The sequence below is a fragment of the Pseudomonas sp. TE12508 genome, from assembly GCF_056279485.1.
In genome coordinates, this window is the sequence record NZ_JBWCCN010000001.1 from 373,143 (window position 1) to 395,444 (window position 22,302).

Sequence of the window (22,302 nt, forward strand, 5' to 3'; positions counted from 1 at the left end):
CACGCTCTGCGTGGGAATGCAGCCCGGGACGCTCCGCGTCCCTGCCGAAGCGGACGCAGAGCGTCCATTGAGGCATTCCCACGCAGAGCGTGGGAACGATCAGTACGGCGTCAGATCGGGCAGGTCACGCCTGTACCGCCAATCCCGCAATACCCTTCAGGGTTCTTGGCCAGGTACTGCTGGTGATACGCCTCGGCGAAGTAGAACGTCGGCGCTTCTTCGATTTCGGTGGTGATGGTGCCTTTGCCAGCCTTGGTCAGCTCGGCCTGGAACACTTGCTCGCTGTGCTTGGCGGCGGCCAATTGTGCCGGGTTGGTGGCATAGATCACCGAGCGGTACTGGGTGCCGATGTCATTGCCCTGGCGCATGCCCTGGGTCGGGTTGTGCAGCTCCCAGAACATCTTCAGCAATTCTTCATAGCTGACTTTTGCCGGCTCGTAGACCACTAGTACCACTTCGCTGTGGCCGGTCAGGCCCGAGCAGACTTCTTCATACGTCGGGTTCGGGGTAAAGCCGCCGGCGTAACCCACCGCCGTGCTGACCACGCCTTCGCGCTGCCAGAACTTGCGCTCCGCGCCCCAGAAGCAGCCCAGGCCGAAGATTGCGAAATCCACGTCCATCGCGAACGGGCCCAGCAGCGGGGCGTCGTGGACGAAGTGTTTTTCCGGCACGGTCATTGGGGTTTCGCGGCCGGGCAGAGCTTGTTCTTTAGTCGGGAGCACGTTTTTGTTCACCAGGATTTCCGAGCGCAAGACCATGATCAGTCCTCTCAGTCAGGTTGAGATGTAAATAAACAGACCGCCAGTGTGCCCAATGATGCCAAGTTAATCACTACCCCTGTGGGAGCGGGCTTGCTCGCGAAGGCGGTGTGTCAGGCAACAATGATGTCGACTGTCACACCGCTTTCGCGAGCAAGCCCGCTCCCACAGGGTTTTGTGTCCAGGCAGAAAGAGCATTCAGACTTATTCAGGCGATTGGGCCGCGCGGGTAACGTTTGAGCTTTTCGATCAGCTCGGAACCCGGTATCGGTCGGTCGAACAGGTAGCCCTGACCGACGTCGCAACGGTGGCGTCGCAAGAACGCAAGCTGCTCGGCCGTCTCGATGCCTTCAGCCACGACCTTGAGTTTCAGGTTGTGGGCCATGGCGATCACCGCGGAGGTGATTTCCATGTCGTCCTGGTTGTCCGGGATTTCGTGGATGAAGCTTCGATCGATCTTGATGATGTCGATCGGGAATTTTTTCAAGTAACTGAGCGACGAGTAACCGGTGCCGAAGTCGTCCATGGCCAGGGTCAGGCCCAGACGCTTGAGCTGATCGAGCTGCAAGTGGGTGTCTTCGGTGGCTTCCAGCAGCAGGCCTTCGGTCAGTTCCAGCTCCAGCAGGTTCGCCGGCAGCTCTTCTTCCTTGAGGATGTTGGCGATGGACGCTACCAGGTCCGGGTCGGAGAACTGTTTGGGCGACAGGTTGATCGCCACTTGCAGGTTGCCGAGGCCGGCGGCGGTCAGGTCTTTGCTCATGCGGCAGGCCTGGCGGGCGATCCATTTGCCGATCGGGATGATCAGCCCGGTTTCTTCGGCAACGCTGATGAACTGGTCCGGGCGGATCATGCCTTTTTCCGGATGGTTCCAGCGCAGCAGCGCTTCCATGCCCAGCAAGCGACCGCTGCGCAGGCACAGCTTGGGCTGGTAGAACACGTCCAGCTCGTTCTGGGTCAGGGCGCGGCGCAGGTTGTTCTCGACGAACAGCTTGTAGCTGGCCTCGGCATTCAGCGCTTCGGTGAACACTTGTACCTGATGTTTGCCGTTGGCCTTGGCCTTGTGCAGCGCCAGGCCGGCGTTGCGCATCAGCGTCTGGGGATCACGGCCGTGCAGCGGCGCGCAGGCCAGGCCCACGGAGCCGGTGACGCTGATCAGCTGGTTATCGACGAACATCGGTTTGTCGAGGGTCGCCAGCAATTGGTTGGCGACCTGTTGGCCAGCCGAGAGGTCAGTATCGTCCAGCAGCACCGCGAATTCGTTACTGGCGAAGCGCGCCAGACTGCCGCTCGGGCTCAGGCTGTTGCGCAAGCGCCGGGCCAGGCTGATCAGCAGTTTGTCGCCGGTCTGGTGGCCGAGGCTGTCGTTGATCCGCTTGAAGTTGTCGATGTCCACCAGCAGCAGGCTGATCGGCGTGTCGCTGTCTCGGGCGAAGCGTTCATCAAGGTTGCGGATGAACGCCGGGCGGTTGCCGAGGTTGGTCAGATTGTCGGTGTAAGCCAGGCGCTCGATGCGCTGCTGGGCGAGCTTGGTCTGGGTGATGTCTTCGTAGATGCCGATGTAGTGTGTCAGCTCACGGTTGTCGCCGTAGACCTTGGAAATCGACAGCTGGCCCCAGTAGGGTTCGAGGTTTTTGCGTCGGCTCTTGAACTCGCCCTGCCAGCTGTTGCTCTTGGCCAGCGCCGACGGCGCGTCGAACAACAGTTCGCTGAGGTTTTCCAGTGCCGGCAGTTCCGACAGCCGCTGGCCATGGACTTCCTCGGTGGAGTACTGGGTGATTGCCGTGAAGCTCGGGTTGACGTATTCCACCACGCCGTCGCAATTGACCAGCAGAAAGGCGTTGGCGCTTTGCTCTACCGCACGTTGGAACAGGTGCAGAGCGCTGGTGGCGGTGCGGCGGTTGTGGTTGTTGATGACCTGGGCGAACTGATCGGCCAGCTCGCCGGCAAAGGCGATTTCGTCCGACTGCCAGGCGCGGGTCGCACCGATCTGCTCCAGGCAGAGCACGCCGACCACCTGACCATCGACGCGGATGCTGGCGTCGAGCATGGCGTTGACGTCGCGCGGGCGCAGGCTCTCGGCTATTTCCCGGGTGCGCGGGTCGCGCATGGCGTTGTGGGCGTCGATGGCACGGCCGGTGTGCAAGGCTTCGAGGTAATCGGGGAAACCACTGGCATCGATCGGCTCCGGCAGTCGGTGATTGCGGGTGGCGCGGTGATAGGCTGAAATCGGCGTCAGTAGTGAGCCGTCGAGGTTCCACAGGCTGGCGCAGTCGATTTCATAGATATCGCAGGCACTGCGGGTGATCAGCTCGGCGGCTTCTTGCAAGGAATTGTTGGTGCTGTAGCGCTGGCGGGTCAGCAGCAGAATCAGATCTTGCTGGGCGCGCACCCGGTCCAGGTGCTGCAGTTGTTCCTGCTGGGCGCGTTGATTGAGTTCAAGGGCGATTTGCAGGCGTGAGTTCTGGGTTTCCAGATCCAGTACCGGCAGCAGCGGCTCATCGATGAACAGGCCGTCCACTACCATCAGATAGCCGCGCAGCAGGTGTCGATTGTGTTGTTTGTAAGCTTCGCCCAGTTCCAGCAGGCTCAGTACGCCTGCGGCGGTGTGCAAAGTGTAGCGGATCAGGTAATGCGGGCTTTCGGTGAGTTGCTGCTGGATCGTGTCATGCAGTTGATAGCGCGCTTCGGGCTCCATCAGGCTGGCGTAAGGCGAGCCGACCAGGGCGCAGAGCTCCACTGCCGGCAAGCCGAACTGTCGTTCGCAATTGGGGTCGAGAAACAGCAGCGCCCAGCTCGGTTCATTCAGCCGTTCGAAACGCAGCATGCCGAGCCGCGAGGGCACTGGCAACTGCGTCACTACCTCGGCCACCATACGGCTGGCGGCATCGGGTTGGCTCTTCATATGGAGGGAAACTCGCTTCGAATATGCTGATCGCGCCGGGCTCTCGCCCTCTTTACTGTTGTCTGCGGCAAGGTTGCATCATTGCGACACCGACTGACAAGAGACATGAAGGCCAAGTGCTATAAGAATATGTCGGCAGGCGCGAAGATTTCTCCAGCGAGGGGCCTAAAAGTAATGTTGTGAGTCAAAAGATCGCAGCCTTCGGCAGCTCCTGCAAGGCTGCGATCTTTTCCGCAATCAACGCAATTTTATGGTTATCGACTGCAGTTGCTTGCCATCCCGATCGTGATAATTGACGCGGACCTGTTCAGCATCGACGACCAGATGCGCGAAGTTATCCTGGCTGACCACTTCACTGGTCAGCTCATGCCGATAATCTCCCGCGGCCGTTCGGGCCAACGCCTGGTCGAGGATGAAGGTCGATGCCTTGGCATACGGCAGCAGTTTGCTGTTGTACAGCGGTGAAGACACGATGGTGTGAACTTCAAAATCCGGGTCGGCGCTGTGAGTCAGGCGACTGGTCAGTGAGCCGTGGACATCGCCGGAAATGAACAAGACGTTTTTGATGCCGTGCGTACGAATCGTCTCCAGCAGCCTTAGTCGTTGTTCCGGGAAGGCTTTCCAGGCGTCATCGCCGTTAAGTTTGCGGTCGGGGTAGAACATGACGCTGGTGACCACGAATTTGACCCGGGCCGTACTGTTGATCAGCCATTTGAGCAGCGCCTGTTCCTGTTCTTCATCAAGGATGCGCCGGTCGCTGGCCGACAGATTGCGTCGGGTTCGGCTGTCGGTGACAAACCATTCGATATCGCCATCGGAGAATTGATACCAATACTGTTGCAGTTTCTTGCTTACTTGCCCGTTGGCAAGCAACTCATAAGCAGGGCTGTGGCTGGCTTGATATAACTCATACGCCGCCATGGCGTTTTCGTATAAGTAAGCATCGGCCTTGCTTTCATTGGCAGGCCAGTTGTCTTCAATTTCATGGTCATCGAGGATCATGTAAGTCGGCACGCCGGACATTAACTTCGAGATATGCGGCTGAGAAAAAGCGGTGCGGTATTTGCTGAGGATGTCTTTGTATTCCCGGTCGGGAGCCACGAGGTTCAGGTCATCGACGTAGATTTGGTCGCCAGTCATCAGCATGGCGCTGATCGGCGGCTTGGCGCGTTCCGCCAGGCTTGTGATCGAGGCAAAGATCCGATCGCCCAAATGCGGGGCCGACGCAATGCCGGCGGTCATTCGCAGGTAACGACATGAGCCTGCGATATAGGCCCGTGGCGTGGTGGTTTTGCTGGACTGCGTGCGAAAGCGGTAGATCTCCCGAGGCCATTGCAGTGGCAGTTCCTGGATCGTCTCCACGGTATGCACCGGGCTCATGGGGCTGAACCAGCCCGCCTGATATTCATAGGCGGTATCGGTAGCCAGATCGTTGAGGACAATCACTTCGGACATGTCGCGCAAGATTGTCAATTTTGCAAATACGCCTTTGGACCAGTGCTCCTCACCGGCGCGTCGATAACGAATGCCTGCAAATACCAAGGCGTTGTTCTGTGAATTACCGCGCAAGAAAATACGGGTGTGATTAGTTGTGGTGTGGCCAATAATCGGGCCGACAGTCGGTTTTAACATGTTCGAGTCCATTCGAGGCAATGCTAACTAAGCAGATTAAGTTGTCGAAGTTTCTATTAGAAATTCTCCTAACTAAGACTAGTTATTGGCTTGCAAAAAATATCGGGCGGAAGTGGACTCGAGTTGTAGGCGGTGTAAGCCATGAATGTAGGAATAAGGTGCAGAGGAGGGCTTTCTTCAGGGCAAAAAAAGCCCCGCCAAATTGGCGGGGTTGAGGTACGAGCGTGGCGCTCGGAAAACGTCGAACGCGGCGGCCCTGCGGTGAAGGAGGGCCGGCCGGTGTTACAGCAGGATGGTGCGGATGTCCGCCAGCAGGTCGCTCAGACGCTTGGTGAAGCGTGCAGCAGCGGCGCCGTTGATCACACGGTGATCGTAGGACAGCGACAGCGGCAGCATCAGTTTCGGCTGGAAGGCTTTGCCGTCCCAGACTGGCTGGATGGTTGCCTTGGAAACACCGAGGATCGCCACTTCCGGCGCGTTGACGATCGGCGTGAAGCCGGTGCCGCCAATGTGGCCGAGGCTGGAAATGGTGAAGCAGGCACCTTGCATGTCGTCAGCGGTGAGCTTTTTGTCGCGGGCTTTGGCGGCCAGCGCAGCGGCTTCGGCTGCCAGTTGCAACAGGCTCTTCTGGTCGACGTTCTTGATGACCGGTACCAGCAGGCCTTCAGGGGTGTCGACCGCGAAGCCGATGTTCACGTACTTCTTGCGGATGATCGCCTTGCCGCTTGGCGCCAGCGAACTGTTGAAGTCCGGCAGTTCCTTGAGCAGGTGCGCGCAGGATTTGAGCAGCAGCGGCAGGATGGTCAGCTTAACGCCAGCCTTCTCTGCAACGGCTTTCTGAGCAATACGGAACGCTTCCAGCTCGGTGATATCAGCCGAATCGAACTGAGTCACGTGAGGAATGTTCAGCCAGCTGCGATGCAGGCTCGACGCGCCGATTTGCATCAGGCGAGTCATCGGCACTTCTTCGATTTCGCCGAAGCGGCTGAAGTCCACGACCGGAATCGGCGGGATGCCCGCGCCACCGGTTGCGCCAGCCGCAGCGGCCGGTGCTTCCTTGGCCTTCTGCATCATGGCCTTGACGTAAACCTGCACGTCTTCTTTGAGCACACGACCGTGCGGGCCGCTGGCGCCAACGGCGCTCAGCTCGACGCCGAATTCACGGGCGAGTTGGCGAACAGCCGGGCCTGCATGAACCTTCGCGCCAGGCTTGGCTGGTGCAGCAGCAGGTGCGGTAGGTGCCGGAGCAGCAGGTGCTGCGGCGGCTGGAGCAGGAGCGCTCGGAGCAGCAGCGGCTGGAGCCGGAGCCGCAGCGGGTGCCGCGCCTTTGACTTTCAGCTTCAGGATCAGGTCGCCGGTACCGACTTCGTCATCCAGCTTGATGGAAACGCTTTCCACCACGCCAGCGGCAGGCGATGGAATTTCCATGCTCGCCTTGTCGGATTCCAGAGTGATCAGCGACTGGTCGGCAACGACGGTGTCGCCAGCCTTGACCAGCACTTCGATGATCTTGGCCTTGCCCGACGAGCCGATGTCCGGGACGTGAATGTCCTGGACAGTGTCGGCAACCGGAGCCGCCGGAGCCGCAGCGGCTGGCGCTGGAGCAGCGGCAGCAGGCGCAGCAGCCTGGGCTGGCGCGGCCGGTGCAGCAGCACCCGCCACTTCCAGGTCCAGAATCAGGTCGCCGGTGCCGACTTCGTCGTTGAGCTTGACGCTGATGGCCTTGACCACGCCAGCGGCAGGCGATGGAATTTCCATGCTCGCCTTGTCGGATTCCAGGGTGATCAGAGACTGATCAGCCTCGACGGTGTCGCCGACCTTGACCTGGATCTCGATGATCTGGGCCTTGCCCGACGAACCGATGTCCGGCACGTGTACTTGCTGAACGCTGGCAGCAGCAGGCGCTGCGGCTGGAGCGGCCGGCGCTTTGGCGGCAGCAGGTGCAGCTTCAGCCTTGGCAGCTGGCGCAGCGGCAGCCGCAGGAGCCGGCGCAGCGGCACCTTCGACTTCCAGTTCCAGCAGTTCGTCGCCTTCTTTCAGGCGATCGCCCAGCTTCACTTTCAGGCTCTTGATGATACCGGCCTTCGGCGCAGGCACTTCCATGCTCGCCTTGTCCGACTCAAGTGTCAGGATGCTCTGGTCGGCTTCGATACGGTCGCCGACCTTCACAAACAGTTCAATTACTTCACCTTCACCGCTGCCGATGTCAGGTACGCGAATGAGTTCGCTCACAGAGTGTCTCCTCAGCAGTCCAGTGGGTTGCGTTTTTCCGGGTTGATACCGAACTTGGCGATGGCTTCAGCCACCACTTTAGGTTCGATGTCACCACGGTCAGCCAAGGCTTCCAGGGCTGCCAACACCACGAAATGACGGTCGACTTCGAAGAAGTGACGCAGCTTCTTGCGGCTGTCACTGCGGCCGAAACCATCGGTGCCCAGGACTTTGAATTCCTTGGACGGGACCCACTGACGAATTTGCTCAGCGAACAGCTTCATGTAGTCGGTAGAGGCGATGACCGGACCTTTACGGCCGTTCAGGCACTCTTCCACATAGCTCAGCTTAGGCTTCTGGCCCGGGTGCAGACGGTTGGTGCGCTCAACGGCCAGGCCGTCGCGACGCAGTTCGTTGAAGCTGGTAACGCTCCACACGTCGGCGCCGACGTTGAACTCTTCACGCAGGATCTTCGCCGCTTCACGGACTTCACGCAGGATGGTACCGGAGCCCATCAGCTGAACGTGATGCGCCGCTTCGCGGGTGTCTTCCTCGAGCAGGTACATGCCTTTCTTGATGCCTTCTTCGGCACCGGCCGGCATGGCGGGCTGCTGGTAGGATTCGTTCATTACGGTGATGTAGTAGAAGACGTCCTGTTGCTCTTCGGTCATCTTCTTCATGCCGTCCTGAATGATCACCGCCAGCTCGTAGCCGTAGGTTGGATCGTAGGTGCGGCAGTTCGGGATGGTGGCAGCCAGGATGTGGCTGTGACCGTCTTCGTGTTGCAGGCCTTCGCCGTTCAGCGTGGTCCGGCCGGCGGTGCCGCCGATCAGGAAGCCACGGGTGCGGCTGTCGCCAGCGGCCCAGGCCAGGTCGCCGATACGCTGGAAGCCGAACATCGAGTAGAAGATGTAGAACGGCAGCATTGGCTGGTTGTGGCTGGAGTACGAAGTACCGGCAGCGATGAAGGAGCTCATGGCGCCCGCTTCGTTGATGCCTTCTTCGAGGATCTGACCTTTCTGGTCTTCCTTGTAGAACATCACCTGGTCTTTATCGACTGGCTCGTAGAGCTGGCCGACGGACGAGTAGATGCCCAACTGACGGAACATGCCTTCCATACCGAAGGTACGGGCTTCGTCCGGGATGATCGGTACGATGCGCGGACCGATTTCCTTGTCCTTGACCAGTTGCGCGAGGATCCGCACGAAGGCCATGGTGGTGGAAATTTCACGGTCGCCCGAGCCGTCCAGGATCGCCTTGAGGGTGTCCAGTGGCGGGGTTGGAATGTTGAAGCTCTTGGCGCGACGCTGAGGCACGAAACCGCCCAGTGCGGTACGGCGCTCGCTCAGGTAGCGGGCTTCGGCGCTGCCTTCTTCCGGTTTGAAGAACGGCAGGTTTTCGAGTTCGTCGTCTTTGACCGGGATATCGAAACGATCGCGGAACAACTTCAGGCTGTCGACATCGACTTTCTTGGTGTTGTGCGCAGTGTTTTTCGCTTCGCCGGCACCGGTGCCATAACCCTTGATGGTTTTGGCCAGGATGACGGTCGGTTGTTCTTTGTGGTTGACCGCTTCGTGGTACGCCGCGTAGACCTTGTACGGGTCGTGGCCGCCACGGTTGAGCTTCCAGATCTCGTCGTCGGACAAGTCTGCAACCATCGCCTTGAGTTCTGGCGTGTTGAAGAAGTGTTCACGCACGAACGCGCCGTCTTTGGCTTTGTAGTTCTGGTACTCGCCGTCGATGACTTCGTCCATGCGGCGTTGCAGGATACCGTCGACGTCTTTGGCCAGCAGTGGGTCCCAGAAACGGCCCCAGATGACTTTGGTCACGTTCCACTGAGCACCGCGGAACACGCCTTCGAGTTCCTGGATGATCTTGCCGTTGCCGCGAACCGGGCCGTCGAGGCGCTGCAGGTTGCAGTTGATGACGAAGATCAGGTTGTCCAGCTTCTCGCGGCCGGCCAGGGAGATCGCGCCCAGGGATTCCGGCTCGTCGCACTCGCCGTCGCCCAGGAAGCACCAGACTTTCTGTTTGCCCGGCTGGATGAAGCCACGGTGTTCCAGGTACTTCATGAAGCGAGCCTGGTAGATCGCCTGGATCGGGCCCAGACCCATGGATACGGTCGGAAACTGCCAGAAGTCAGGCATCAGCCAAGGGTGCGGGTAGGACGACAGGCCCTGACCGTCCACTTCCTGGCGGAAGTTGTTCATCTGGTCTTCGGTGATGCGGCCTTCCATGAATGCACGGGCGTAGACGCCTGGCGAGGTGTGGCCCTGGAAGTAGATCAGGTCGCCGCCGTGTTCGTCGCTCGGAGCCTGGAAGAAGTAGTTGAAGCCGATGTCATACAGGGTCGCACTGGAGGCGAAGCTGGAGATGTGACCACCTAGGTCAGAATCTTTCAGGTTCGTACGCATTACCATGGCCATCGCGTTCCAGCGTACCAACGAGCGAATGCGGCGTTCCATGAACAGGTCGCCAGGCATGCGTGCTTCGTGGGTAACGGGGATCGTGTTGCGGTATGGCGTAGTGATGGCGTAAGGGAGCTGCGAGCCGCTACGGGTCGCGAGTTCGCCCATACGGGTCATCAGATAGTGAGCACGGTCTTCGCCTTCTTTGTCGAGAACCGATTCCAGGGCGTCCAGCCATTCCTGGGTTTCGACGGGATCGAGGTCTTGCATGGCTTGCTCCAGGGCGGAAAGGCTTCCAGAATCGGTTGCCTGAGTTTGCGACTGGCCTTGTGGGCAGACGATATAAATTCTTGGATTGCCGAGAGGTATGTTCCGGCGGCGTGTAGTTTTACTACAAATCATCGGGCATTTCAGCCTTTCGAATGTATAGACGAGTAGTAAAACTACAGAAGATCGGCTTGTGGCCTCCGGCTGCGTTGTGAGAATAATCGTTAAGGTTGGTCTTTTTCCAACCAAAAAAGGTGAAGGCTTGATGATCGCTGCCAAAAATAAACAAATTTCAGCTATTTCTAACCTTTGTTCGACAGTCGGTCAGGTAGCGCATTTTCACGAATCACTACATGCAGCCCTTCACACGCCGATCAAGGATAGACCATGAGCCTCCCTTCGCTTGCCGAACTGCCCGGCGTACTCCTGCCCTTTGTCACCCGTGCCGAGCAGTCGTTCCGTACGGCCGTCGCGGCGCTTGCCGATGATCATGGCCTGTCTGCCTGGACGCCTGAGCGCTGGGCGCAATTTGCCCGCGTCACCGCGGCCAGCGACTTTGTCATTGAACAGAGTGTGCGTGACCCTTTGATGTTGCTGGAACTGGTGCAGTCCGGCGAACTGGACCGCGTCTTTGCGCCGGGCGAGTTGTGCGCACAGATTGCGACGGCGGTGAGCGCAGCCGAAACCGACGACCAACTTGGCCGCGCCCTGCGTCGCCAACGCACCCGCCAGCAAGTGCGGATCATCTGGCGCGACCTGACTCGCCAGGCCGATTTGATCCAGAGCTGCCGCGACCTCTCGGACATGGCCGATGCCAGCATCGATCAGGCCTATCAGTGGTTGTATCAGCGCCATTGCCAGCAATTCGGCACGCCTACCGGGCGACGTAGCGGTGAGCCGCAACAGATGGTCATCCTCGGCATGGGCAAGCTCGGCGCCGTGGAGCTGAATCTGTCGTCGGACATCGACCTGATCTTCGCCTACCCCGAGGGCGGCGAAACCGTCGGTGTGAAGCGGTCGCTGGATAACCAGGAATTTTTCATTCGCCTCGGTCAGCGTCTGATCAAGGCCCTGGACCCGATGACCGTCGACGGTTTCGTGTTCCGCGTCGACATGCGCTTGCGGCCTTACGGTTCGTCCGGCGCGCTGGTGCTGAGCTTCAATGCACTGGAGCAGTATTACCAGGATCAGGGCCGCGACTGGGAACGCTACGCGATGATCAAATCGCGCGTGGTGGCCGGCGATCAAGTGGCGGGGGCGCAATTGCAAGAAATGCTGCGCCCGTTCGTTTACCGGCGTTACCTGGACTTCTCGGCCATCGAAGCGCTGCGCACCATGAAGCAGCTGATCCAGCAGGAAGTCCGGCGCAAGGGTATGGCCGACAATATCAAGCTGGGTTCCGGCGGCATTCGTGAAGTCGAATTTATCGCCCAGGCCTTCCAGCTGATTCACGGTGGCCGCGACCTGAGCCTGCAGCAGCGTCCTCTATTAAAAGTACTGAGCACCCTCGAAGGTCAGGGTTACCTGCCGGCGGCGGTGGTCAGCGAATTGCGCGAAGCCTACGAATTTCTGCGTTACACCGAACACGCGATCCAGGCGATTGCCGACCGCCAGACCCAGATGCTGCCGGATGGCGAACAGGATCAGGCGCGCATTGCCTTTATGCTCGGGTTTGCCAACTGGACGGCGTTCCACGAGCAGCTGATGTACTGGCGTGGTCGGGTGGCCTGGCACTTTGCTCAGGTGATTGCCGATCCCGATGAAGAGGACGGTGCCGAGAGCGAAGTGGTGGTCGGCGGGGAATGGCTGCCGCTGTGGGAGGAGGCGCAGGACGAGGAGGCCGCGTGCCGTCAGTTGGAAGAGGGTGGTTTCGCCGACGCCTCCAAGGCGCTGAAAGCCTTGGCCAGTCTGCGTGGCAGCCCGCAATTGCGCGCCATGCAGCGCCTGGGGCGTGAACGCCTCGATGCTTTTATTCCGCGCTTGCTGGCTCAGGCTGTGGAACATGCCAATCCCGATCTGGTGCTGGAGCGGGTGCTGCCGCTGGTGGAAGCTGTCGCACGTCGTTCCGCCTATCTGGTGTTGTTGACCGAGAACCCCGGGGCCCTGCGCCGCCTGCTGACGCTGTGCGCCGCGAGCCCATGGATTGCCGAGCAGATCACGCGCTTTCCGCTGCTGCTCGACGAATTGCTCAACGAAGGCCGGTTGTTCAAGCCGCCGCTGGCGCCGGAATTGGCCGCTGAATTGCGCGAGCGTCTGACGCGGATTCCCGAAGATGATCTCGAACAACAAATGGAAGCCCTGCGGCATTTCAAACTGGCGCACCGCTTGCGCGTCGCCGCCTCGGAAATCGCCGGCAGCCTGCCTTTGATGAAGGTCAGTGATTATCTGACCTGGCTCGCCGAAGCGATCCTCGAACAAGTGCTGGCCCTGGCCTGGCGCCAGACCGTGGCCAAGTACGGCTCACCACTGCGCACCGACGGCAGCTTGTGCGACCCTGGTTTCATCATTGTCGGTTATGGGAAAGTCGGCGGTCTGGAGCTGGGGCATAGTTCGGACCTGGATCTGGTGTTCATCCACGACGGTGATCCGCAGGCGGAAACCGACGGGCCGAAGCCTATCGACGGCGCACAGTTTTTTACCCGGCTCGGGCAGCGCATCATTCATTTGCTGACGGCGCAGACCAACTCCGGCCAGCTGTATGAAGTGGACATGCGCCTGCGGCCGTCCGGTGCGTCTGGTTTGCTGGTGAGTTCCCTGGGGGCGTTTGCCCGGTATCAGGAAAACGAAGCGTGGACCTGGGAGCACCAGGCGCTGGTGCGGGCGCGGGTGCTGGTGGGCAGTCAGGATGTCGGCCAGGCCTTCGAGAAGGTTCGCGCCGCAGTATTGGCCAAGCCGCGGGACCTGCCGACCTTGCGCCAGGAGGTAAGCGAAATGCGCGCCAAGATGCGCGATAATCTGGGCAGCAAGAGCACTGCAGCGGGCACCGCGGCAAATGCCTTCGAGGCCACGGCGCCGTTCGATCTCAAGCAGGACGCCGGAGGTATCGTCGATATTGAATTTATGGTGCAATACGCGGCTCTGGCATGGTCTGAAGCGCATCCGTCATTGCTGCGCTATACCGACAATATCCGCATTCTGGAAGGGTTGGAGGAGGTCGGGCTGATGCCCGCCGAAGACGCCAGCCTGTTGCGTGAAGCCTATAAGGCCTTCCGCTCCGCCGCTCACCGGGAGGCCTTGCAGAAGGACGCCGGTGTAATACCGGGCGACCAGTTCGTGGATGAACGACGGCAGGTAATGCGGATCTGGCGCGAACTGGGGTTAAGCTGAAACGGGATATTTGCAACACCTGATACCCCTGTGGGAGCGAGCCTGCTCGCGATGAGGCCGTCACATTCAACATGTATGCTGACTGTCAGGCCGCGATCGCGAGCAGGCTCGCTCCCACACTGGATCTGCGGCGTTTGATAGATTGAGGAGTTAAGCTGCACCGCACTGGATGTGCACAAAATTGATCCGACGAGCACCAATCGGCTCGTCCAAATGACCTGACGGTTCACCCCGAAGGTGCTGGATTCTCGAGGCGGGGAGGCGTATGCCTCCCCGGCTCGTTTTTGGAAACCACATGAAAATTCTGATCGTTGGGCCCAGTTGGGTCGGTGACATGGTGATGGCGCAGACACTTTTTCAGTGTCTCAAGCAGCGCCACCCGCAGTGCGAAATCGACGTGCTGGCCCCCGAGTGGAGCCGGCCGATTCTCGAGCGCATGCCCGAAGTGCGCCAGGCCTTGAGCTTCCCGCTCGGCCACGGCGTGCTGGAGCTGGCGACGCGTCGGCGCATCGGTAAATCCCTGGCCGGTCAGTACGACCGGGCCATCCTGCTGCCCAATTCCTTGAAGTCGGCGCTGGTGCCATTTTTCGCCGGTATCCCGAAACGCACCGGCTGGCGTGGCGAATTCCGCTACGGTCTGCTCAATGACGTGCGCACGCTCGACAAAGAACGTTACCCGCTGATGATCGAACGCTTCATGGCCCTGGCCATTGAGCCCGGCGTCGAGTTGCCGAAGCCGTATCCACGGCCGAGCCTGCAGATCGACCCGGTGACCCGCGACGGCGCGCTGGCCAAGTTCGGTCTGGCCCTCGACCGTCCGGTGTTGGCGCTGTGTCCCGGTGCCGAGTTCGGCGAGTCCAAGCGCTGGCCGTCCGAGCACTACGCCAAGGTCGCCGAAGCGAAGATCCGTGAAGGCTGGCAGGTCTGGCTGTTCGGCTCGAAAAACGATCATGCGGTGGGCGAAGACATTCGTGCGCGGCTGATTCCCGGTCTGCGTGAAGAGTCGGTGAACCTCAGTGGCGACACGTCCCTGGCCGAGGCCATCGATCTGCTGTCTTGCGCCGATGCGGTGGTCTCCAACGACTCCGGCCTGATGCACGTGGCTGCCGCGTTGAACCGCCCGTTGGTGGCGGTGTACGGCTCGACGTCGCCGGGTTTCACACCACCGTTGGCCGAGCACGTCGAGATCGTGCGCCTGGGCATCGAATGCAGTCCGTGCTTCGATCGCACCTGCCGTTTCGGTCATTACAATTGCTTGCGCCAACTCATGCCCAAAGCGGTGAACGAAGCCTTGCAGCGGTTGCTGGGCACTGTGGTCGAGGTCAAATAGTTTGCGGGTACTGTTGATCAAGACTTCTTCGCTGGGCGATGTGATTCACGCGTTGCCAGCGTTGACCGACGCGGCGCGGGCGATCCCCGGCATCACGTTCGACTGGGTGGTGGAAGAAGGCTTCGCCGAGATTCCGACCTGGCACCCGGCCGTGGGGAAGGTGATTCCGGTGGCGATCCGTCGCTGGCGCAAGAACATCTGGCAGACCATCAAGAGTGGCGAGTGGAAGCGCTTCAAGCAAAGCATTCGCGCGACCAAATATGACTTGGTGATCGATGCCCAGGGCTTGCTGAAAAGCGCGTTGCTGACTCGCTACGCCAAAGCACCAGTGGCCGGGCTGGACAAAAACTCGGCCCGCGAACCCATCGCTGCGCACTTCTATTCCCGACGTCTGGCCGTGGCCCGTGGGCAGCACGCGGTAGAGCGAGTGCGCCAGTTGTTCGCGGTCGCACTGGGTTACGACCTGCCTAAGGGGCTGGGCGACTATGGCCTGAACGTCGAACGACTGGTGGAATTGCCGCGCAAGAATCCGTACGTGGTGTTTCTCCATGGCACCACTTGGGACACCAAGCACTGGCCCGAAGCCTATTGGCGCGAGTTGGCCGAGCGTGTGGGTTACCTTGGCGTAGCGGTCAAGCTGCCGTGGGGTAATCCGGTCGAAAAGGCCCGCGCCGAGCGCATCGCCAAAGATATGAGACATGTCGAGGTGCTGCCCAAACTGAACCTGGCGGGTGTCGGCAAAGTCCTGGCCGGAGCGCAAGCCTGCGTAGCGGTGGACACCGGTCTCGGTCACCTGGCTGCGGCGCTGGACGTGCCGACCCTGTCGCTGTTCGGCCCGACCAACCCGGGCCTGACCGGCGCGTACGGCAAGTCGCAGATTCACATGGCCAGCGACTTCCCCTGCGCACCGTGCCTGCAAAAGAAATGCACCTATCAACCGACGGCCGACGATGCCCGTCGGTTCGACCTGAAACGCGAGTGGCCCCTGTGCTTCACGCGTCTGAATCCCGAGCGTGTCGCGAGCCGACTGAGCACGTTGTTACTGGCTGAGGAGCTGCGCTGATGCAATTGGCATTTGTCCTGTACAAGTACTTTCCCTTTGGCGGTTTGCAGCGCGACTTCATGCGCATCGCCCTGGAGTGTCAGCAACGCGGTCATCAGATTCGTGTCTATACGCTGATCTGGGAAGGCGACGTTCCGCCGGGTTTCGAAGTACTGGTGGCACCGGTCAAGGCGTTCTTCAATCATCGGCGCAACGAGAAGCTCACTGAGTGGATGGAGGCCGATCTGGCCAAGCGTCCGGTGGACCGCCTGATCGGTTTCAACAAGATGCCGGGCCTGGACGTTTACTACGCTGCCGACGGCTGCTTCGAAGACAAGGCGCAAACCCTGCGCAACTCGCTGTACCGTCGTTGGGGCCGCTACCGGCACTTCGCCGAGTACGAGCGCGCGGTGTTCGCCAAGGACGCCAAAACCGAAGTGCTGATGATTTCCGAAGTCCAGCAGCCGCTGTTCATCAAGCATTACGAGACGCCGCTTGCGCGCTTCCATTTGCTGCCGCCGGGTATTGCTCTGGACCGTCGCGCACCGACCAATGCCGCCGAGATCCGTGCCGGGTTTCGTCGCGAGTTCAATCTGAAAGATGATGAATTGCTGCTGGTGCAGATCGGCTCCGGGTTCAAGACCAAGGGCGTGGACCGCAGCCTCAAGGCGCTGGCCGCGCTGCCCGCCGAGCTGAAAAAACGCACCCGGCTGTTTGTAATTGGCCAGGACGACCCCAAAGTATTCCAGTTGCAGAGCGCCACATTGGGGCTCGGCGACAACGTGCAGTTCCTCAAGGGCCGCAGCGATATCCCGCGTTTCCTGCTCGGTGCCGATCTGTTGATCCACCCGGCGTACAACGAAAACACCGGGACGGTGCTGCTTGAAGCGGTGGTGGCCGGCTTGCCGGTGCTGGTGAGCGCAGTGTGCGGCTATGCCCATTACATCGCCGAGGCCGATGCAGGCCTGGTGCTGGACGAGCCCTTCGATCAGGCGCAACTGACGCAATACCTGACCGGCATGTTGAATGACGCAAATGCACGGGCGGCCTGGAGCCGCAACGGTCTGGCTTTCGCCGAGACGGCCGACCTCTACAGCATGCCGCAGCACGCGGCCGATGTGATTCTGGCGGAGCACGCTTAATGAAGTTGATGCTGGCTGAACCGTTCAAGAGCCTCTGGGCCGGGCGCGATCCGTTCGCCGAAGTCGAGGGCCTCAAGGGCGAGGTATACCGCGAGCTTGAAGCGCGCCGGACACTGCGCACTGAAGTGGACGGTCACGGGTTCTTCGTGAAAATCCACCGTGGCATCGGCTGGGGCGAGATTTTCAAAAACCTGCTGACCGCCAAACTGCCAGTGCTTGGCGCGGGCCAGGAGTGGAAGGCCATTCAGCGCCTGCAAGAAGTCGGCGTGCCGACCATGACCGCTGTTGCTTACGGCGAAAAGGGCAGCAACCCGGCGGACCAGCATTCGTTCATCGTCACGCAAGAGCTGGCGCCCACCGTCAGCCTCGAAGATTTCAGCATCGACTGGGTCAAGCAACCGCCCGAGCCAAAACTCAAGCGCGCCTTGATCGCCGAGGTCGCGCGAATGACCGGCATGATGCACCGCGCCGGGGTTAACCACCGCGACTGCTACATCTGTCACTTCCTGCTGCACACCGATAAACCAGTGACAGCCGACGATTTCAAGCTGTCGGTGATCGATCTGCACCGTGCTCAGACGCGTCCGACGATTACCCAACGCTGGCGTAACAAGGACCTGGCGGCGCTGTATTTTTCGGCGCTCGACATTGGCCTGACCCGTCGCGACAAACTGCGTTTCCTCAAGGGGTACTTCCAACAGCCCCTGCGCCAGATTCTGGCTGAAGAAGCGGGACTGTTGGCATGGCTCGAAGGCAAGGCCAACAAGCTCTATGAGCGTAAGCAGCGATACGGGGATGCGCTCTGATGTCGGATTGGACACTGGAACCTGCTTACAGCGATCTGGCAGAAGACTTCGGCAGTCTTGACGCGGTGTTCGCGCTCGAAGGCGAGCGACTGACCCGCGATCCACTGTCCGAGGTCATTCGCGTCCAGCGCAATGGCGTCAATTATTACGTCAAGCGCTACACAGGCGCAGGTAAAGGCCTGCGCCGTTATCTGGGCAAGCCGCGGGTGAAAGCCGAATGGCAGAACCTCAAGCGTTTCGCCAAATGGGGCATTCCCACCGCCGAAGTAGTGGCCTGGGGGCTGGAACGGCGCGGCGCGGCATACGATCGTGGGGCGATGATCACGCGCGAGCTGCCCAATACCGAAGACTTGTCGGCCCTGGCAGGTCGGCATGATCCGAAACTGGCGGACCGCGCCTGGGTCGACAACATCAGTCGGCAGCTGGCGGGCTATACCCGGACCATGCACCATCATCGTTTTACCCACAATGATTTGAAATGGCGCAACCTGCTGATCGACGATGAGGCGCGGCTGTTTCTGATCGACTGCCCCAACGGTGATTTCTGGCGCGGCTTCTGGCTCAAGTACCGGATCACCAAGGACCTGGCGTGTCTGGACAAAGTGGCCAAATATCATCTGTCGGCCACCCAGCGCCTGCGCTTCTATCTGCAATACCGCCAAAGCACCCGGCTCGATGCCGCCGACAAGAAACGGATTCGGCACGTGGTGAGATTTTTCGAGGGACGCGAATGACTGATTTTCTGGCTGCTGAAGACCGTGCGCTGCTTGAGCGTCATGGCCTCGGCACCTTCGACGCACTCTGGACCAAACAGCTCGAGGCGGTGGATGAACCCAATACCGTCGGTGGTGGCTGGAGCAGTGTATTTCGGCTAGAGCTGGAAGGTCATGGTTACTACCTCAAGCGCCAGTGCAACTACCTGACACGTACATTGCATTCTCCCTTTGGCGAGCCGAGTTTTGCCCGTGAGTTTCGCACCATCAGGCGTTATCAGAAACTGGGCATTCCGGCGTTGCAGGCGGCGTTCTTCGGTGAGCGCAAAGTCGGCGGCGAAGTCCGGGCGATTCTGCTGACCCGTGCGCTGGACGGTTGGGATGATCTGGATTCACTGTTGCAGCGCTGGTCCGACCTGAGCGTGGCGCAGCACACGGCAATTCTGAAAGCCTGTGGGCAACTGGCGCGACGCCTGCATGAGGAGCGTCAACTGCACGGGTGCTTCTATCCCAAGCATATTTTTCTCCAGGCCACCGGTGACGGTTACCAGGCTCAGTTGATCGACCTGGAAAAAACCCGGCCATTGCTGTTTGGCCAACGTGATCGGGTCAAGGACCTGGAGCCGTTGCTGCGTCGGGCGTCGGAATGGAGCGAAAGTCAGCTGCGCGAGTTGTTGGCGGCTTATCTGGATCAGCCCTTGAACAGTTCGCTGGTGGACAGTTGGGTATCGCGCCTGAGTGCGCGGCGCAGTCACAAGGAGACGCGTTGATGCGTTTGTCCGAACTGAAACATGCGGGCCGCAGCCCAGGCCTGCCTCTAAGCATTCCACTGGCCGATGCCGCAGGGGCTGCAGAGTTGCAACTGCTGAGCCTGCTGCGGGTGTTGCCAGGGCAGCGTTATGTGGGCGCCGGCGTCTGGCGCGGCCGGCCGGTGCTGGCCAAATTGCTGGTTGGCGGTAAAGCGGCGCGGCATTTTCAGCGTGAGCTGGACGGCGTGCGTTTGCTCGCGGCTCAGGGGCTGACCACGCCGTTGTTATTGGCTGATGGCCTGAAGGACGGCGAGGGCGGCTGGCTGTTGTTCGATTTCCTTGAGGGCGCTGAGAGCCTGGGAGACGCCTGGAAACAGGTCGAACACTTGCCAGTGCTGGCGGATGAACAATCAGCTGTGCTGGCCGAGGCGTTGGGTGCGATCGCGCATCTGCACAGCAAAGGCCTGTGGCAGGAAGATCTGCATCTGGACAACTTGCTGCGCCATGGCGGTCAGTTGTATTTGATCGATGGCGCCGGCATCTGTGCCGAGACGGCTGGCAAGCCACTGTCGCAGCACAAAGTCCTGGAAAACCTCGGGGTGTTTTTCGCCCAGTTGCCCAAATCGCTGGAACCCTTCACCGAAGAATTGCTGGTGTATTACTTGTTGGGAAACGGCGAGCATGCCTTGCCCATGGAAGCGTTGCAGAAGCAGATCGACAAGGTCCGTCGCTGGCGTTTGAAGGATTTCCTGATCAAGGTCGGCCGCGAATGCACGTTGTTCTGCGTCCAGCGCGGGGCGTTCGGCTTGCGGGCGATTCGCCGTGAAGAAGAGGCGGCGATGTTGCCGGTGCTGGAGCAGGCTGATGCCTTGCTCGATCAAGGCCATCTGTACAAGACCGGCGGCGCCGCGAGCGTCGGCAAGGTCGAAGTGGCGGGTCGCACATTGCTGGTCAAACGCTACAACATCAAGGGCTTTGCCCATTGGCTCAAACGTTTCTGGCGCCCGAGCCGCGCCTGGCACTCATGGCGTGAAGGCAATCGCCTGGCATTCCTGGGCATCGCCACGCCCAAGCCACTGGCATTGTTGGAGAAGCGTTTTCTCTGGCTGCGCAGCCGGGCGTACCTGGTGACCGAATATTTGCCGGGGCCGGACATCATCGAGCGCTTCGCACCCTACGTGGAAAGCGGCGAAGCGCCGCAAGCCGAGCTGCAGGCCCTGGATCACCTGTTCGCCGAGCTGATTCGCGAGCGCATCAGCCATGGCGATTTCAAGGGCCATAACCTGTTCTGGCAGCAGGATCGCTGGGCGCTGATCGATCTGGATTCGATGTGTCAGCATAGCTCGGTCAGTAGCTTTGCCCCGGCGTATGCGCGGGATCGGGCGCGGTTCATGCGCAATTGGCCCGAGAGTAGTGCGTTGTATCGGGTGATTGATCAGCGATTGCCCAAAGACATTTCCAGCGCTGCTTGAGTCGGGTCTTTGACCTTGTCGCGGGCAAGCCCGCGATGGCGGCAGATCAGTCTCCCGAGATCTAGAGGACAAGTTCTTATGAACCGTCCTACATGATCTACAGACCCCGTGAACTGTGCCCTGAATAGCCACGATGCTAGTTTGCCTGACGTTCTCGGAGGGCAGATATTGACGATAAAAATGGCTATGTTGCTGAGCACTTTCTCACTGGCGCTATCCGGCTGTGGAACCGCCGTCACAGTGCTGCAGGGTGACGAGGAGGCCACCCGTGGCCTCAGAAAACAAAAAACCTACTGCCAGTCCATCCCTCGCATCTATAGCGGTCTGGCCCACAATTTTTGCCGACTGCATGCGCCGTCTGATCCCACCGGTATTCTGGTGCAGGTTGTCTTGCTGGATCTGACCTTGTCAGGTGCACTGGACACGGTTGCCTTGCCGTACACCATTTACCGGCAGGCAACCGACGGCAATATCAGGATTTACGGGCGTCCGGGTCGCGGGTAACTCTTTTGTATCCTGCGTGTGGGTGCTACACCTAGCGTACCCGGCTCGAAAAACAAAGGGTGAATAGCTCGTGTCGACCTCGATTTTGCACTCTCAACAGTTTGTTCTTTTTGAAAGCGAAAACGAAAGCGACGCTAAAACTAATGTTGAGGCGAAAAAGCTTTTACCTCCGCTCGGAAGGTACAGCGATTTCATAATCTATGTAGATGAGAGCGGCGATCATGGGATGCAAACATTAGATCCAAACTATCCAATGTTTGTTCTGGCATTTTGTGTGTTTCATAAAGGGCATTATTGCGAAAAGGTTATTCCTGCCCTTCAGAAGTTTAAATTTAATCATATGGGGCACGACCTGATCGGTCTGCATGAATTGGAAATTCGAAAAGAAAAGGGAGCATTCTCCAGTCTATTCACGTCGAGGCAACACAAACATGCCTTTCTCGACGAGTTGACGGGCATCATTGAAGCCAGCAATTTCGTTCTGATCAGTTGCGTTATCGACAAAGCTGCCCTTCGCGAAAAACAAGGTCCTGTCCACAATCCTTATCACGTCGCACTCGGCTTCTGTCTGGAAACGCTTTATGAGTACTTGCAAGAAAAGAATCAGCAGAGCGTTTTAACTCATGTGGTTTTCGAGCGTCGAGGGAAGCGGGAGGATAACGAGCTTGAACTGGAGTTTCGTCGCATGTGCGATGGCGCGAATCGATTGGGCATTCAGTTGCCGTTCGATATTGTCTTTGCAACCAAGCAAGTTAATTCTACGGGGTTACAACTAGCGGATCTTGTTGCAAGACCCATTGGTATGAGCGTTTTGCGGTCTGGGCAAGAAAATCGTGCCTTTGATGTACTCAAGCGCAAGTTCTACTGCAGTGGTGGGCGTAACAATGTGGGCGAGGGTTTCGAGAACTGGGGTTTAAAGATTTTCCCTCTCTGAGAAAGCGAAAAGCCCCGGTGAAACTCACCGAGGCCACAACGCCGACCGGGATCCCCCAGTCCATTTGCGCAGGAGTCTATGTCGAGGTCCTTCATCTGTCAACGC

At 59.6% G+C, this 22,302-nt stretch carries 15 protein-coding genes; 10 read left to right on the forward strand and 5 right to left on the reverse strand.

The window, feature by feature from the left end; translation table 11 throughout:
- Nucleotides 1-110: 110 nt before the first annotated feature.
- From msrA to aceE, 5 genes are all read right to left on the reverse strand, one after another.
- Nucleotides 111-758, reverse strand: coding sequence for a peptide-methionine (S)-S-oxide reductase MsrA (gene msrA / locus ACZ9IM_RS01605; protein WP_007903246.1), 648 nt, complete (start codon nucleotides 756-758; stop codon nucleotides 111-113).
- A gap of 208 nt (nucleotides 759-966) precedes the next feature.
- On the reverse strand, nucleotides 967-3,660 hold the full coding sequence (locus ACZ9IM_RS01610; protein WP_427626671.1) for a sensor domain-containing phosphodiesterase: 2,694 nt from the start codon (nucleotides 3,658-3,660) through the stop codon (nucleotides 967-969).
- A 237-nt stretch (nucleotides 3,661-3,897) separates the two neighbouring features.
- The gene (locus ACZ9IM_RS01615; protein ID WP_476223230.1) at nucleotides 3,898-5,292 is read right to left on the reverse strand and encodes an alkaline phosphatase D family protein; all 1,395 of its coding nucleotides are present in this window, start codon (nucleotides 5,290-5,292) and stop codon (nucleotides 3,898-3,900) included.
- Nucleotides 5,293-5,574: 282 nt separating this feature from the next.
- Complete coding sequence (gene aceF, locus ACZ9IM_RS01620) at nucleotides 5,575-7,524, reverse strand: dihydrolipoyllysine-residue acetyltransferase (protein WP_476223231.1); 1,950 nt, start codon at nucleotides 7,522-7,524, stop codon at nucleotides 5,575-5,577.
- 11 nt (nucleotides 7,525-7,535) lie between these two features.
- A complete protein-coding gene (aceE, locus tag ACZ9IM_RS01625; RefSeq protein ID WP_008074616.1) occupies nucleotides 7,536-10,181 on the reverse strand; it encodes a pyruvate dehydrogenase (acetyl-transferring), homodimeric type in 2,646 nt (881 codons plus the stop codon).
- Nucleotides 10,182-10,565: 384 nt separating this feature from the next.
- On the opposite strand from aceE, the gene glnE reads away from it, so the two are divergent.
- From glnE to ACZ9IM_RS01675, 10 genes are all read left to right on the forward strand, one after another.
- Nucleotides 10,566-13,505, forward strand: coding sequence for a bifunctional [glutamate--ammonia ligase]-adenylyl-L-tyrosine phosphorylase/[glutamate--ammonia-ligase] adenylyltransferase (gene glnE, locus ACZ9IM_RS01630; protein WP_476223232.1), 2,940 nt, complete (start codon nucleotides 10,566-10,568; stop codon nucleotides 13,503-13,505).
- Between the two features lie 295 nt (nucleotides 13,506-13,800).
- Nucleotides 13,801-14,835, forward strand: coding sequence for a lipopolysaccharide heptosyltransferase II (gene waaF, locus ACZ9IM_RS01635; protein WP_476223233.1), 1,035 nt, complete (start codon nucleotides 13,801-13,803; stop codon nucleotides 14,833-14,835).
- 1 nt (nucleotide 14,836) lies between these two features.
- Nucleotides 14,837-15,898: a lipopolysaccharide heptosyltransferase I gene (waaC, locus tag ACZ9IM_RS01640; protein ID WP_427625067.1), complete on the forward strand. Its 1,062-nt coding sequence runs from the start codon at nucleotides 14,837-14,839 to the stop codon at nucleotides 15,896-15,898.
- Nucleotides 15,898-17,019: a glycosyltransferase family 4 protein gene (locus tag ACZ9IM_RS01645; protein WP_427625069.1), complete on the forward strand. Its 1,122-nt coding sequence runs from the start codon at nucleotides 15,898-15,900 to the stop codon at nucleotides 17,017-17,019. The genes waaC and ACZ9IM_RS01645 overlap by 1 nt, the downstream gene beginning before the upstream one ends.
- Entirely contained in the window at nucleotides 17,019-17,825 is an 807-nt protein-coding gene (rfaP, locus tag ACZ9IM_RS01650; RefSeq protein WP_007902532.1) for a lipopolysaccharide core heptose(I) kinase RfaP, read from the forward strand. The genes ACZ9IM_RS01645 and rfaP overlap by 1 nt, the downstream gene beginning before the upstream one ends.
- Complete coding sequence (locus ACZ9IM_RS01655; RefSeq protein ID WP_476223234.1) at nucleotides 17,825-18,559, forward strand: lipopolysaccharide kinase InaA family protein; 735 nt, start codon at nucleotides 17,825-17,827, stop codon at nucleotides 18,557-18,559. Before rfaP ends, ACZ9IM_RS01655 begins: the two co-directional genes overlap by 1 nt.
- Nucleotides 18,556-19,308, forward strand: a complete 753-nt coding sequence (locus ACZ9IM_RS01660; RefSeq protein ID WP_476223235.1) for a lipopolysaccharide kinase InaA family protein — start codon at nucleotides 18,556-18,558, stop codon at nucleotides 19,306-19,308. The genes ACZ9IM_RS01655 and ACZ9IM_RS01660 overlap by 4 nt, the downstream gene beginning before the upstream one ends.
- Complete coding sequence (locus tag ACZ9IM_RS01665) at nucleotides 19,308-20,759, forward strand: lipopolysaccharide kinase InaA family protein (protein ID WP_476223236.1); 1,452 nt, start codon at nucleotides 19,308-19,310, stop codon at nucleotides 20,757-20,759. Before ACZ9IM_RS01660 ends, ACZ9IM_RS01665 begins: the two co-directional genes overlap by 1 nt.
- 168 nt (nucleotides 20,760-20,927) lie before the next feature.
- Nucleotides 20,928-21,263 (forward strand): YceK/YidQ family lipoprotein, encoded by a 336-nt coding sequence (locus ACZ9IM_RS01670; protein WP_427625154.1) that lies wholly within the window; start codon nucleotides 20,928-20,930, stop codon nucleotides 21,261-21,263.
- Nucleotides 21,264-21,333: 70 nt separating this feature from the next.
- Entirely contained in the window at nucleotides 21,334-22,197 is an 864-nt protein-coding gene (locus ACZ9IM_RS01675) for a DUF3800 domain-containing protein (protein ID WP_476223237.1), read from the forward strand.
- The last annotated feature ends 105 nt before the right edge of the window (nucleotides 22,198-22,302 follow it).